The 14,598-nt window shown below is 61.7% G+C and carries 11 protein-coding genes and 1 pseudogene; 3 read left to right on the top strand and 9 right to left on the bottom strand.

The features are described 5' to 3' along the window. Nucleotides 1-54: 54 nt before the first annotated feature. Complete coding sequence (locus AC1DO7_RS15170) at nt 55-1,083, bottom strand: sensor domain-containing diguanylate cyclase (RefSeq protein ID WP_441615633.1); 1,029 nt, start codon at nt 1,081-1,083, stop codon at nt 55-57. Between the two features lie 670 nt (nt 1,084-1,753). Here AC1DO7_RS15170 and AC1DO7_RS15175 point away from each other — a divergent pair. Further along, nucleotides 1,754-2,203, top strand: coding sequence for a hypothetical protein (locus AC1DO7_RS15175; RefSeq protein WP_441615635.1), 450 nt, complete (start codon nt 1,754-1,756; stop codon nt 2,201-2,203). Nucleotides 2,204-2,248: 45 nt separating this feature from the next. On the opposite strand, the gene AC1DO7_RS15180 is transcribed toward AC1DO7_RS15175, so the two are convergent. Both AC1DO7_RS15180 and AC1DO7_RS15185 read right to left on the bottom strand, forming a co-directional pair. Beyond that, nucleotides 2,249-2,542, bottom strand: coding sequence for a hypothetical protein (locus tag AC1DO7_RS15180; protein WP_441615637.1), 294 nt, complete (start codon nt 2,540-2,542; stop codon nt 2,249-2,251). 389 nt (nt 2,543-2,931) lie between these two features. Continuing rightward, nucleotides 2,932-3,369: a hypothetical protein gene (locus AC1DO7_RS15185; RefSeq protein WP_441615639.1), complete on the bottom strand. Its 438-nt coding sequence runs from the start codon at nt 3,367-3,369 to the stop codon at nt 2,932-2,934. Between the two features lie 996 nt (nt 3,370-4,365). On the opposite strand from AC1DO7_RS15185, the gene AC1DO7_RS15190 reads away from it, so the two are divergent. Then, nucleotides 4,366-5,886, top strand: coding sequence for an MltF family protein (locus AC1DO7_RS15190; protein ID WP_441615641.1), 1,521 nt, complete (start codon nt 4,366-4,368; stop codon nt 5,884-5,886). A gap of 84 nt (nt 5,887-5,970) precedes the next feature. On the opposite strand, the gene AC1DO7_RS15195 is transcribed toward AC1DO7_RS15190, so the two are convergent. From AC1DO7_RS15195 to AC1DO7_RS15205, 3 genes and pseudogenes are all read right to left on the bottom strand, one after another. After that, the gene (locus tag AC1DO7_RS15195) at nt 5,971-6,651 is read right to left on the bottom strand and encodes a hypothetical protein (protein WP_441615744.1); all 681 of its coding nucleotides are present in this window, start codon (nt 6,649-6,651) and stop codon (nt 5,971-5,973) included. 671 nt (nt 6,652-7,322) lie between these two features. Next, nucleotides 7,323-8,236, bottom strand: a pseudogene (locus AC1DO7_RS15200) (porin). A 1,619-nt stretch (nt 8,237-9,855) separates the two neighbouring features. Beyond that, the gene (locus tag AC1DO7_RS15205) at nt 9,856-10,347 is read right to left on the bottom strand and encodes a ProQ/FinO family protein (protein WP_441615645.1); all 492 of its coding nucleotides are present in this window, start codon (nt 10,345-10,347) and stop codon (nt 9,856-9,858) included. Nucleotides 10,348-10,864: 517 nt separating this feature from the next. Between AC1DO7_RS15205 and AC1DO7_RS15210 the strand changes: the two genes are divergently transcribed. Next, nucleotides 10,865-11,182 (top strand): H-NS histone family protein, encoded by a 318-nt coding sequence (locus AC1DO7_RS15210; protein ID WP_441615647.1) that lies wholly within the window; start codon nt 10,865-10,867, stop codon nt 11,180-11,182. Nucleotides 11,183-11,453: 271 nt separating this feature from the next. Here the strand turns inward: AC1DO7_RS15210 and AC1DO7_RS15215 are convergent, their stop codons facing one another. The 3 genes from AC1DO7_RS15215 to AC1DO7_RS15225 all read right to left on the bottom strand — a co-directional run bounded on the left by AC1DO7_RS15215 (nt 11,454) and on the right by AC1DO7_RS15225 (nt 14,447). Then, nucleotides 11,454-12,152 (bottom strand): RraA family protein, encoded by a 699-nt coding sequence (locus AC1DO7_RS15215; RefSeq protein WP_441615649.1) that lies wholly within the window; start codon nt 12,150-12,152, stop codon nt 11,454-11,456. 13 nt (nt 12,153-12,165) lie between these two features. Continuing rightward, nucleotides 12,166-13,161, bottom strand: a complete 996-nt coding sequence (locus AC1DO7_RS15220; protein WP_441615651.1) for a Bug family tripartite tricarboxylate transporter substrate binding protein — start codon at nt 13,159-13,161, stop codon at nt 12,166-12,168. 77 nt (nt 13,162-13,238) lie between these two features. Then, on the bottom strand, nt 13,239-14,447 hold the full coding sequence (locus AC1DO7_RS15225) for a pyridoxal phosphate-dependent aminotransferase (RefSeq protein ID WP_441615746.1): 1,209 nt from the start codon (nt 14,445-14,447) through the stop codon (nt 13,239-13,241). Between the last annotated feature and the right edge of the window lie 151 nt (nt 14,448-14,598).

Genomic DNA, 14,598 nt, shown 5'->3' on the forward strand with positions numbered 1-14,598 from the left:
ACCTCGCAAATACGCCGTCCTCGCGTTGCGCGTCGAGCGGTCGCCTCGGACTGGCTAGAGAATCACGACTCTATTGCGCCCGTTGTTCTTGGCTCTGTACAACGCGCGATCGGCGGCCGCGAACGTTGTCTGGTGCGCGGAATCCGTGCTGCCTAGTCGGCGCCTCACCGCCGCGCCGACACTGACGGTCACCACGCCGGCCGGGGAGCGGCGGTGGGCAATCGCGAGGCGAGCTACACCGGCGCGCAGCTTTTCCAGTGCCGCCTCCAGGGCCGGCGGTGGCAGGCGGCAGAGCAGAAGCCCAAACTCTTCACCGCCCAGACGCCCTGCAATCATCTGGTGCTCATCAGCGATTGACTGCAGGACCGAAGCCACCCGGCGCAGACACGCGTCGCCAGCCTGATGCCCATAGGTATCGTTGTATTGCTTGAACCAGTCGATATCGACCATCACTGCACCCATCTCATCGCCGTCTGCTGCCTCATCCCACTTTCGGCGAATGCTTTCGAGCATGAAGCGCCGGTTGAACAATTGCGTGCCCGGGTCGGTTGCATTCGCGCTTCGCAGCTTCAGATCGTTCTCGATCATCGCGCGCAGATGGCGAAAGACATCGGCTTGCGCGGCGGTCATGCGGCCGGGTGCCGCATCCATGGCACACAAGGCTCCCACGATCTCGCCGTCAGGTCCCCGCAGCGGGATGGCCGCATAGAACCGTACAAAAGGCGCGTTCCGCACGAGTGCGCAGTGGGCGAAGCGAGGGTCCGCGCCGGCATCTTCGACGACAAAAAGCGCGTCATTCTGTACGGCGTAGTTGCATAGCGACTGCCTGCGAGGTATTGGCAAAACGGACAGGCCGATCTCCGCGCGATAGTGCTGATGCTCGGCGTCCAGCAACAAGATCGCAGCAATCGATGCGCCGGTCACCGCTTTCAAGATACTGGTGGCGTGTCGGAAGCATTCCCGCATCACCTGATCGTCATGAAGCAACCACTCAATGACAGGCGACTCTCCGTTCGTGCTGGAACCTGGAAATTCACAGGACTGCGCACGGCTAGCCGGGTGATCATTGAAGGAGAAAGACAATTTAATTCCACGCGAATCGAATATCCAATGTCAACGGCTTGCCACATGAAAACTTTAATCGGAATGTCATGGTTGGAATCGAAGAGGCCAGTCGGGTACGTTTCCTGCCATTCGTGAATGCCGGGGTCGTCTGATCGGGTTCAGCCATCGCGGGATTGGACATTGACGCGTGGACTGATTCGCGGGGGAGGTGGTCAGGATTTGCCCTGTCGACCCTGCGGTACGGCTTCTGGGTGAAGGCTGAGGCTGGCACGGACGGGACCCACGGCCATCTTGATCGTACGCGGTACCGTGCAACGGACGGTGCGCCGATACCATACTCGCTCCTTGAAGCGCACCCCCCCACTTCGAGGGGTTATCGCATGATGATCTGTTGCCGATAGGGTGAGGAAGCGCAATCACGCCAAAGGCGGATAGCCGACGTCTGCGCTCATCGTGATTCACCCAATATCGCTAAAGCACGCGAACTTGATACAACCAGATTAAATACGCGGTCTCGGTGGGGGCTGCCTGTGACCCAAGGTTTTGGCATAAGCGCCGTAAGGCAATCATTTATCGGTATTTCATCGCGATGTTCCGCGTACTACAGGCAGGCTGGCCCAGCTGCGCACTCCTCGATCTGCGACGTCACAACAAATGAGAGCAGCCCTGTCCCGTGCAGACCACGCGGATGAGGATCATCTCAAATATCTTGCCAGCCCAACACAAGCAGATGCAGACGCGGCCCACCTATACCAACGCAGGCAATTTCACGATTCGGTTCCCGTTCCCCAAGCCTTACGGCGAAGGCTTGTGCTATTACGTGCTCGCGCCGGCCACTTCTGCGTCTTTCGGATTCGCCCACCAGCGTAACCCACATGTCACGCGGCTCGAGTCGGCCCTCGCCGTCCTCCCGGAAACCGATGTCGAGTTTTTCCGCGAGCTCGTCAAGGCGTTTCTACGCTATGGCAAGCTGGCCGCCATCTTCCGGCTATTCATCGCATATCGGGACGGCGCCCCACAGGTAGATTCCTCTTCCATCCGCTACTTTGATGTCGACGATCCCGACTCTGGCGCCAAGGAGTTGGTCCTCAACCTTGATTGGACAGGTTTCAACCGCCGTCTTGTCGCCCAACGCTGATTTCCATTGGGATGCCGGGCCGCGGTTGCCGATGGGCGCGCAACATCAGGCGGCGCCATCGGGGGGCGCGGACACGCCGGTGCGATCCATGCCGGCCAGCGTGAATGAAGCGCCCTTGCTGTCTGCGCCGTCGGTGTAGGGCGAACGCGATTCGAGCGCGCCGCGGGCACCGTCGGTGTAGACGCTGCGCGGTTCCTGTACGCCGCGTGCGCCATCGGTGTACACATTGCGCGCTTCGTTCACGGTGCTGGCGCTGGCAGTCTGCACGTGCAGTGCAGTGACGGCGCTCGCTGCGAGGATCAGGGCTTGCAGGACGGTGGCGACGGAACGGCTTTGCATGATGGATCTCTCTCTATAAGTCGGTTGGAAAACACTTGAGATGGTCCATGTCGTCGTTGCCGGCAATCCGGAGACCGATGTCGGTGAACCATGGAAGCCATGGTAGGAGAGGGGCACGGGCGGCGGAGGATACAGTGCCCCGCCGACTCCGACATCACAGTTCCGGGCCCGGCGATGCCTATGCGCCAAGTGCGCGGGGAACACCCAGGCTTCGCCAGTTCTTCTAACGGCGCTCGTCGCATCGCCATCAACTGTTCCAATCGGCGTTGAGCGAGGTCAGCGCCAGGGTCGCAGCCCTGGCTAGGTAAATGCGGCGGCAACTGGCTGGTGTGCTCCGCCAATGCCTCTTGGCGTAATGCTGCGTGGCAAACGGCTGCCCGGAGCCTGTCTTACGTGTATTGCGAAGGCCATGCAGGAACTGGTGCTCGCTTCAATGAACGTAGCTCATCGGCCACGAAGACTCGCGCCATGGTGATCCATGGGAAACGAAGCGCGGTACCCGGGCGGTAGAACGAAATCATCGGGTAGTGGCCGTCAAGGATGCACTTGAAGTGGCGAACACCCTTTTGCGGATGGGTTGCCGTGTAGCAGGCACCGTGGGTTAATTCAAACTCGACGGGGCCCTGGTGGAACGTCATGGTGCGACCACAGGCAACGTCCGTCGCAGTACCGGTTTCTTCGCCCTCTGCCGAAGCCAGCTTGATCACAAACCAATCATCGAACGCTAGCGTTGTCTTCCCATCAGCCACTTCCATCAGCCATTGTTCGGAGCGCGGAAACGGCGGCAAAATTGTATCTAAGTCAATTGCCTGGCGTTTTATCTTCATTCTGCACTTTCTTTCAGGCCCGTTTAAATGTCATGAACAGGACGGACCTGAAACTGACAGCGAGCTATTGTGATTTCCATGGGGGATCGTCTCCGGATACTTGCCTGGGCGCCGCACATCGCGAGGATTCCGGTTGGCGCCGTCCGAGATCATCCGTGGGACGACTACCCGGGCGACAACTATCGCGCCAGGGCAGCGGGCGCCGTCGCACTGGTGATCGAGTCAATCCGGACAGTGCGAGAAGAGCGCAGAGCCACTACCGACATTGGCGGATACCTGTCCGGAACCCTGTGGCGAGATGACGGGGGAAATACGTGCAGGTCCTTTGCAAGGCCTCACACAGCATGAGTCGTCAATGCAGGAGACGCGCTTAAAGGTTGCTCCTGGGTCGAGGTGCTTGTGGCGTCGGCGGACATCAGAATTCATCACGGAGCAAGCCGATACTGCCGCCGGCGCCCATATGCCAAATCCGATCGATTACGGACTGTACCTTTAGCCCAAGGCAACGCACAGATACAGTTCATGCCGCCGCCAAGGTGGACAGTGCTGGACGACCGTGGAAGACGTTCGCGGTATTGCGATTGCGTTCCATCAGGCTTGCCTCGGCTGGTGGATGGCGCGCGCAACGTCATGGTCGTCCAGGCGACGGACGCCGGCATGAAGCCGCCGGGGTTGATGATGCTGTCATCGCCTCAAGTCCCGGGGGGATGGTATTTCAAGGCGCTGCGGGGGGCGGCGCGGCCCGGCTGATTCGCCACGTCAGGTGCATTTGCGGCCTTCTTGCCGAAGTACGATGCACTAGACTTTAGATGTCGCCCCAGAGGCGAATGGCAGCCTACCTTTCGCTTTTGTCCGCAGCACGGGTACGCTGGCATGACAGGTCCAGCGTTGCCGCTTTGCATCTGGCATTGCATCGCGAGCGCTGCCGTGTATTGAGCAAAGCACTCGAAATTTTCCAGCCGGGGCGTTGCGCCGATGCGCGCGGAGGATCTCGTCATGCGCCCGTCCACATTGTTCCATTGGCTGGCTGGACTACTTTGCCTGGCTGTCTTTGCCGCACAGGGGGCGCAGGGAGTTGACCAGCGACCGCCGGCCGCAAGCGCATCCGTGCCGGCAGCAAGCGCCTCCGCGCCGGCTGCGTCCGCACCTGCCCGCCAGCTCAACCTGGCGGTCAAGCCGTGGCAAGGTGACTTCGACGCCATGCTTGAGCGGCGCATGATTCGCGTCCTCGTTCCCTATAGCCGCACACTCTATTTCAACGACAAAGGTAGCGAACGCGGCCTGACCGCGGAACTGATGCGCGACTTCGAGCGCTACCTGAACAAGACCTACGCTGACCGGCTGGGCAAACGTCCCCTCACCATCTTCATCATTCCGACCACGCGGGATCGCTTGCTGCCCGGCCTGGCGCAGGGGCTTGGCGACATCGCCGCGGGCAACCTGACCGTGACGGACGAGCGGCTCAAGCAAGCGGATTTTTTTGCGCCACGGGACCGCAAGCCGGTTCGCGAACTGGTCGTGACCGGACCGAAGTCGCCTCAGATTGCCACGCTGGAGGACCTTGCCGGCAAGACTGTCCACGTGCGGCGCGCGTCCAGTTACTACGAAAGCCTCACCGCGCTCGACAAACGCCTGCGCGATGCGGGCAAGCCACCCATCAAGCTGACGCTGCTGCCCGACGCGCTTGAGGATGAGGATGTTCTCGAGATGCTCAATGCCGGCCTGCTCCAGATTGCGGTCGTGGATGACTGGAAGGCCGCGATGTGGGCGCAAATCCTGCCGAAGGTGAAAGTGCACAACGACATCGCGGTTCGTTCCGATGCCGTGATCGGCTGGGCTATGCGCAAGAACAGTCCGCAATTGCAGCAGGTCGCCAGCGACTTCTATCTTCAATACGCGAAGAAGCAAGGGGTGGTCGACTATCGGCTGAAACAAGCCATGAAACGGGTCAAGCAGATTGCCAATAACACCGAGGCCGCCGAGCTCAAGCGCTTCCAGCAAGCGCTTGCCCTGTTTGAAAAATACGGCAAGCAATATGACTTCGATCCGTTGATGCTTGCGGCGCAGGGCTTTCAGGAGTCGCAGTTGAACCAGGAAGCGCACAGTCGCGTGGGCGCGATCGGCGTCATGCAGATCATGCCATCCACGGGCAAGAGCCTGAACGTGGGCGACATCAGGACCGTCGAGTCGAATATCCATGCCGGTACGAAGTACATGGACCAACTGATGACGCGGTACTTCCCGGATGCCAGGTTTACCGAGAACAACCGTCCGTTATTTGCCTTCGCCAGCTACAATGCCGGCCCTGGCAATATTGCGAAAATGCGCAAGGCCGCCGAAGAGCGGGGCCTGGACCCGAACAAGTGGTTCAACAATGTCGAGATCGTGGTGGCGGAACAGATCGGGCTGGAAACCACCACCTATGTGCGGAACATATACAAGTACTACGCGGCCTACCGGCTGCTCCTGGAAGCTCAGGAGCAGCGCAGCAAGGCAATGCAAAAGGCTCGCCAATAGTGGCGCCGGGATGCGGCCTGACGCCGCCTTGAACGGTACTGGACCAACGCGGCGAAGCCCAGGGCAATCGCCAGTGCGCGCATCTCATCCACCCAGCGCGATGATGGCCATGGTCAGCGCCACGCCGAGCGCCATCATGCCGAGGCCGGTGCGCAGGGCGCCGAATCGCGCGTAATGCCCGAGGGCCGCGCCGCCGCCGAAGAGCATGACCAGCGTCAGCAAGCGCGAGAGGATCAAGGCCTGCGCGACGTCGTCCAGCAGCACGAACGGCAGGGCAACCGGAAACGTGGAAAGCACGACGATGCAGAAGATGCGCACCGCGCCGAGCAGGTCTTGCGCATCAAGGGCGGGGCGGTTGGGCACCGTTGCGGATGCGACAAGGCGGGACCGGATGGCCTCCAGTTCCGCGTCGGCAACCAGCGTCTTCATCAACTTCGGCAACGTGTTGCGGATGACCTGCACCCCCTGTACGGGATCCGGTGCGTGCCTCACTGCCAGCACGAGTCCGAGGCGCCTGCCGCGGTTGACGAGCGTGCGCACCAGGAACATGACGGCGTCGACCAGTCCCCACGCCAGGTTGCAGCCCAGGGCTGTGCGCAGCATGGTCTGGCCCGCGTCCTGCCCCGCGGTGGTTGTCGATACCGCGCCGACGAAGGTCAGCGCCATGAACAGGCCGAAGCACATTTCCGAGACGCGGTCGACAACGTCCAGGACGGGTTCGCGCGTCTCGGCCTGCTGCCGCGATAAGGACTGGTCGTCGTTCATGGATTCCCGCCTGTAGATTGCGCAATTCATCAGGGTGCGCATTGATGTTCTAAAACAAGCATAGATCGGCAGGGAGGTGACGGAAACCGCGCAGTGCCGGTATCTCGGTATCGCTTTCAGCGGGTAGCGCAGAGRCTTCCATACCTTGGCAGATTGCGGGCTCTTGCGTGCCGCTGCGCGTGATGAATCCGGCACGGATTCATCCGGCCCGAGGCTTATCGCGAGAAGGCTGTCTCCTATACTTAGGAAACGCACTGAGCCGCCGAAGCGGCCGGCCAGCGTCACCGTGACGCAGGAAGGTGCGAGGTTGGCCGCGCCAGCAGCAGGGGACATAGTGAATTCGTCCGGTTCATGGCCACGCCCTGTCGTGCGCGCGATCTGGCGATGAGTCGCCAGGCTTGAACGGGGTATCGCGGACGGTACCCGCTGCTCGCTGAACCTGTCAGGGTCCGATTGCGATCCTGGGCAGTCGATGTCCGATGCAGCAAGATGGCGGGCTCCCGCAGGCGCTTCGAAGTTTGAGGCGCCTTTTCTTTTGCCTTTGTCCGAATCCGCTTCACGCCTCACCCAGGCAGGCAGCCCGGCACGGGAAGGGGAAGAAGGGCAGGCGCCGGGCGGCCGGGCGGCCGGGCGGCGCGCGGCCGCCCGTGCTCGTCTGCAACCGCGTCGAGTCAGAACCTGTGCCGGATACCGAGGACCGCGCCGAACTGGTTCTCGCTGCCATTGACCGTACCGAAGCCGGTGCCCCCGATCGCACCGGCACCGCCCGAGGTCACGCCTAGATTGGAGCCGTCCTTGTTCTTCGCATAGGCCAGGTTCAGATAAGCGTCGGTGCGTTTCGACAGGGTGTAGTCAGCCGATGCGACGAACAGCCACGGATCGGCACCGGTACCCTTGAAGTCCTGGTAGTAGGCTGCGCCGGTCAGCGAGAATGCCGGCGTCAGGTTGTAACCCAGGCCCAGCCAGTACAGGTTGGAAAGGTTGTTGGCTCCCAGGTTGCCCGGCAGCGTGGCGCCATCGAGCGCCTTGGCCCAGCGATAGCCTGCGTACATCTTGGCCGGTCCGAACGAGTAGGTGCTTGCCACGGTGGCGCGCCGGATCTTGGCATCCTTGAGGGCGCCGGAGGCCGCCAGGCCGGGGTTGGACTGGTAAGGCTGGCATCCTGCGCAATGATCGAATAGTTCGTCGAGATGCCCATCGGGTCATATTTCAGGCCGAATTCATAGAGTGGCGTCTGTTGGCGGCCCAGGGTCACGCCGCCATAGGGGCTTTGCACACCGACGTAGGCCTGGCGGCCGAACAAGCGCCCGCCCTGGGCCGACTTGCCGTCATCCACCGTGAAGCCGCTTTCCAGCACGAAGACCCCTTTCAGTCCGCCACCCAGGTCCTCCACGCCACGCAAGCCCCAGCGGCTGCCGGACATATTCCCGGAGGTAATTCGGGTGACGCTGTGGCTGCCCCCAGGCTGGTTGTTCTGGTACTCGATCCCCGCGTCAACGATGCCGTACAGCGTTACGGTCGACTGCGCGTATGCACCGGTAGCTGCCATGGCAGCGCCGACGGCGGCCAGCAGTTTCATCTTCATCTCGACACCCCCATTGCGAAATGACTGGAAAATCGTCGCCCGACCGCGTACGCGGATGTTCCCAATATAGGCGCAACCGTCCCCCGGCGCACAAACGCGATAGGGAATGCGAGACCGGTGCTATAAAAAAACCAGCCCGACAACCGATGCACCCGCGGCGCTCTTCCCCAGGCAATCCGGCGGGATAGCCGGTCACTGGTGATTGCGTTTCGCGTGGCCAGTTCCGTTGCCTGCGCCGATATTTATCTCTTGTGTCTGCCAATCTCTCTTGGCGGCGCGGTATTGCGAGGGGGATAGAGTTTCTGGAATTGGGCAGTCGTGATTCCCATCCCGGCCTTGTCATCGATGATCGTCATCTCCTGCCATGCCGTTGGCTTGCCTTCCAGGCCTGAGAACTCCCTCAATTGCCAGATCCGACCCGTTTGCGTGTCGAGGAGAAGGGGGCTCGCATGGCCCTGGGGACTAATGGCGATCTCGTATCGCCCAGGCCCTGCGGGCGCAGGCCTCTCGAGGGCTTCTTGCGGTCCGGTGGTTACGGCCGCTTCGCTGCTTCCCGATGCCGCAACTTTGCCGCCCCCGGGGGCGGCCGACTGCTCGCGGGCACCGCAGCCAGCTAGCAGAAGCATCGACAAGTACGATGCATGGAATGCCGCGAAGCGCATATCTTCCTCCCAGACCCGGCGGCTTTGGCCGCCATGCTATGAGAGCATAGTTGCGCTTCGGCTTCTGACCTACCTCGGGCAACTAGTCCGTTTGCAGAAATCGCCCGCCGGATACCGGGTCAACTGTTTCTGCGGCGTCCATCTTTACCTGCGTCCTGACTGCGACAGAATCCTTGCGGCAAGAGAAATGCAATTAATCCCCAATATGTCTGCCCCAGGCCGAAACCGCGGTATGGCGGCCGGGTAGATCTCTTGCGGCCTTTGTCGTTGCCGACGGAGCGATGAACGGGGCCGATCTCGCTAGTGATCTGGAAGTCTTGTACGGGAGTGATGTTGTAGTGCTCTGTGAGCCACTATCCCATTCATTCTGTCGTCAAGGCACGCACCGCTCGTTTAATCCGGCTCGCGGACGTTTAAAAATTCCGCATTTTTCTGATTATCGTAAGCGCCACATTTTTGCCGCACTCTTCTCGGAGGGAGTCGGACTGCGAAACCGTACTGCCGCTGGCAGCGAGTGAGTTCAGTGCCCAGACGTCGGTGGGCGGAGTAAAACGCAATTAATCGCCTGTTCTCGTCCATCTGTGACGATGTCGTGGCCTGCCAGGAGGACCGAGGGCTACCGAGGGTTGCCGAGGTTGCCAATTGGCCAAGCCACCAGGCATTGCGTGCATCCGTCGGCGTGCTGTCCAGGCGGAGAACCTGTCCAGGCGGAGAACGGTAGAGGGGGCGAATCTGGAGCGCGTGGCTTTGGGTGCGCCGGACGGTACGAGTTTGACGAAGCTCGTCGTCCCGAAGGCGCAGTTTCCCCACGCTCGAGCAGGCATGCCACCCATGCGGGCAAAGCCTCCCGGCACGCAGCGTGGGAGGCTGACGCCCACATGGATGCGGGCGACTCCCGGTGCTCTTTTGCGGTCATGCGCGAACCCGGCACGCCCGCGGCGGTTGTTTGCTGGCCGTTCAGTTGGCCTTGGCGGCTTTCGCTGGGTGTTGCGCCGGTCGCATTGCGCGACGGGCTTGCAGCTGCTGCGCCCATTTCGCATCGGCCTGCGATACCTGTCCCGCCTCCTGGCCCGACAGATCCACGCGCGGCGCTCCTTCCGCCAGGCAGGTCCAGTATCGGGTGCCGCGGCACCAGGTCCGGAGCGCGTCGAGCAATGCGGGCTCTGCCAGGGCGAGCTCCTCAGCGTGCTTGGTCAGGTCCTCGAAGAGGCCAACTTTCAACGGCACCTTGGGCGCGGGGTTCTTCGGAAACGCTGCCGGGAAGCGCTTTTGCAGCTTCGCGATGGCCTGCAATACCGGATCCACGGGTTTGGATCGATCCGCGGGAACCACAGCTTTGGATCGCTTGACCGGCACGGCGGGGCGTACGCGTGGTGCCTTGGCCTGCGGCGCGGACTTCGCCTGCTTCGCCAGTTGTTCTTTCAGTGCCGCCAGTTGTTCGAAACCCATCGTGCCCAGCCATAAAAAAAGTGTGCCGATTGTAGCAGGCCCACGCGTTTGGTGATGCCGCCCCTCTCTGCCGCCGAGGTCCAACGGTTCGGACTGGGTTGCCTTGAGAATATCTGGGAGGCACGCATCGGCCAGAACTCGCGTACTGCGGGTTTCTCGCAGCGGTCGGGTCTGGCCGATCCCAACCAGATCCCAAGCCGATCACCGCGGCATTCAGCCTCGCCGCGAGAATGTCGTCGCCCGGTGATGTTGCCTTCGCCTCAAGGCGCACCAACTCGGCGGCTGACAACGTGCTCAATTCAAATTGGCAATTCAGCCACGCATGCAAATTGCACCTTGTGCCGCGGCCATATCCGACCGGGCGATTGCACCAGGTGGATCGACATGCTGACTAGCAAGCTGAAGGAAGAAATCCATTTCCATTATTCAATGGTGCGGGAAAAAGTACGATCTAGACATGCTCCATCGTGATAATTAATGTACGATTCCGAGAATTGGAACCAATTGGAGAAAGGCGATGGCCACATACAAGCAGTTGCTGGCAGAGAAGGAAAAGCTCGAAGCACAACTTGTGGAAGTGCGTGCCACTGAAGTTGCCGATGTTATCGAGCAGATTCAGACCTTGATGGCCCAGTACGAATTGACCGCCGAAGACCTCGCGCCAAAACGACGTCGCGGCCGTCCTGCCTCGAGCGTGGCGCCTGCAGAAAAGATCAAGGTTTCGCTGCCGCCTAAATACCAGGACCCGAAGACCGGCGCTACCTGGACGGGTCGCGGTCGTGCACCAGCCTGGCTAGGCAAGAACCGTGACAAGTTCCTGATTCCGGAGGCGTAGTCAAGGACGCCGCCAGGCGAGGCCACGCTAACTCGCGTGGCAACTTCCGCAATCCAGGTTTGCACGCCATCGTCTGGCTATCGCCTTAAATCGGGGTGACGGGCGGCGCTGGCGACGTGCCGTTCTGTTCTACTGCTTGGAACAGAAATCATGCCGGCCAGGCGATGACCGATTTGCTCGCGGGTCGGGTATCGAATGTTTTCGAGGGCCAACACAACGACGGCGTTGGCCCCTTTGCTGGATTTCATCTGCTCGTTCGCGCCGGCAGCGATTAAAGCGCCTCTCCCTGTTTCAGGATACCTGCGGCGATGAGTGCGGCTTCCAGCCAGGACGGTCGGATCGATTTTCCCGAGCGGATGTTGTCGATGCGGGCGCGTTCCGCAGCCACCTTCTCGGCGGCCTTGTCCAGCACCGTGGCGACCATGTCGCGCTCGATCACGACAATGCCGTCGGCATCTCCGACGACGAGATCGCCTGGCTGGACGGCCACGCCGCCGCACTGGATCGGGCGATTGACGCGGCCGGGCACCAGCTTGGTCGGGCCGTTCGGATTGGTGCCGACCGAATACATCGGAAAGCCCAGTTCGCAGATTTCATCACGATCACGGGCTGCGGCGTCCAGCACGGCCGCCGCGACGCCGATGGCCTTGCACTGATTGGCCATGATTGCGCCCATCAGTGCACAGGACTGGTCTGCCTTGCCGTCCACGACGATGACATCACCGGGCTGCGCGATCGCCATTGCGGCATGGATCATCAGATTGTCACCGGGCCGGACTTCGACGGTGAGCGCCGGCCCACAGAAGCGGCTGCGGTGATCCATTGCGGTTATCCGTCCGTGCATGCCGCCGCGGCGGCCGGCGACGTCGGCCAGGATCGACGATGGAAATTGCGATGCGCGTGCAATCAGCTCAGGTGATACGCGCTTGAAATCCTGTTCGATAGCGCGTTGTGCATGTTCGTTTGCCATGATCTTCTTCCCTTCAGTTCATTGTCACGTTGGCTGCCTTGATGACATCCGACCACTTGCGCTTGTCCGTCACGAGGAATTCGCGGAACTTCTCGGGAGAGCTGCCTACGACTTCCATGCCGTCCTGTTTCAGCCGCTGCGCGATGTCGGGCTGGCGCAGCACTTGCTGGACCTCCTTCTGAAGACGGGCAACGATTGCCGCCGGCGTACCCTTGGCGGCGCATAGGCCGGTCCATGCGACGGGATCGAAGCCGTTGACACCGGATTCTGCGAAGGTCGGGACGTCGGGCAGTCCGTCGAGGCGGCGCAGGGCGGCAACGCCGAGCACGCGCAGCTTGCCGGACTTCGCGTATTGCAGCGAGCTGATCGGCTGGTCGAAGATCAGCGACACCTGGCCGCCCAGCAGGTCGGCCATGGCCTGGCCGGTGCCTTTGTACGGTACGTGCACGATGTCGATGCCGGTCCGCAGCTTGAGCATCTCGCCGGCAAGGTGCCCGGCAGTGCCGTTGCCGGACGATGCGTAGTTGAGCTTGCCGGGATTGGCCTTGGCGTAGGCAATCAGTTCCTTGACGTTATGGATCGGCAGCGACGCGTTGACCAGCGCGACGTAAGGCGTATTGGCGATCAGCGAGACCGGCACGATGTCGGTCTGGGAGTCGTACGTCATCTTCTGGAGCAACGGCTGGATCGACAGCATGCCCGTGGTGCAGATCATGAGCGTATGGCCATCGGCGGGTGCCTTGAGCATGACGTCCGCGGCGATGTTCCCGCCGGCGCCGGGCCGGTTGTCGATCAGGACCTGCTTGCCCAGCGCGTCGGCCAGTTTCGGGGCGATGATGCGGGCCACGATGTCGTTGGAGCCGCCCGGCGAGAAACCGACGAGAATCCGGACCGGCCGGGACGGATAGGCCTCCTCGGCGTGTGCGGGCAGACAAGCCGCCAGCGTCAGGCCGGCAGCAAGAACTTGAAGGAAGCGCGAAGGGAGCGAACGCTTTGGCAGGCTACGCATGATGGATGAGGGCGTGTGGTAGTGGTAGGCAAGGACAATGTGGATCCGTATCGGATCTCTGGGAATACGGTGTCGGGCTATGGCCGGATCAACGCCTGGGCCGCGGCCGCGATACGTCGCGCTCCTTCGGCAAGCACGTCCATGCTTGTTGCGAAGGAGAGCCTGAAATGGGTGTCGACGCCGTATGCGGAGCCCTGCAGCATGGCGATGTTGGCCGACTCCAGCGCCCATGCGGTCCAGTCATCGCTGGTGCGAATCTCGCGGCCATCGGGTGTGCGGGAGCCAAAGAGCTGGTGGCACGATGCAAAGAGGTAGAAGGCCCCGGCGGGCGCTTTGCATTCGATGCCGTCGATCTTGTCGAGGGCATCGACCAGGAAATCCCGACGCTGCCGATAAACCTCGCGGTTCGCAGCGATGAAGTCTTGCGGGCCGTCGAGTGCCGCGAGAGCCGCGGCCTGCGCAATGGCGTTGGCGCCGGAAGTACTCTGCGATTGCAGCTTGACCATGGCCTTGATCAGCGCGGCCGGCCCGCCTGCGTATCCGATGCGCCATCCTGTCATGGCATAGGCCTTGGATACGCCGTTGATGGTCAGCGTCCGGTCGGCGAGCTGCGGCGCCGCCTGCGCCATGGATACGAATCCGGTGCCGTTGTACATCAGGTGCTCGTAGATGTCGTCGGTCATGATCCAGACATGGGGGTGGCGCTCGAGCACCTCTGCCAGCGCGACCAGTTCGTCGCGGGTATAGGCGGCGCCGCTAGGATTGTTCGGCGAATTCAGGATAAGCCAGCGCGTACGCGGTGTGATGGCGCGCTCAAGTTCTTCAGGCATCAGCTTGAAATCGTGCTCCGGCTCGCAGGCCGCGTACACGGGCGTGCCACCGGCAAACATCGTGATGTCCGGGTACGACACCCAGTACGGCGCGGGCACGATGACCTCATCGCCGCGCTGGATCGTGCAAAGGATGGCGTTGAAGATCACCTGCTTGGCGCCGGTGCTGACGATGATTTCATTCTGCTGGTAGTGCAGATTGTTTTCGCGCGCGAACTTGCGTGCCACGGCCTCGCGCAATGGCACCGTGCCGCCGACATCGGTATATCCCGTCTTGCCGGTGTTCATGGCTTGCCATGCCGCCTCGCGGATATGAGCCGGCGTGGCGAAGTCTGGCTCGCCGGCCGTCAGGCCGATGACATCGCGGCCGGCAGACCGGAGTTCCCTGACCCGTTGGCCCGCCATCGAGCTCGGAGATGGTTTGATGCGGTTGAGGCGATCGGAGAGTGTCAGCATGGATGTCCGGCTAGGGGTGATTGGGCTTGAAAGAAGTATCCAGCCTTGTCCGGCACGCCACAAACGAGTAATCGGCCACCCCAGCCATTCCATTTTTTCGTATAGTGCTGCTTCGTGGTGCGAGCGGAAAGCAGATGGAGCGGGGTAGATC

The sequence above is a fragment of the Cupriavidus sp. 05N40 genome, assembly GCF_056397305.1.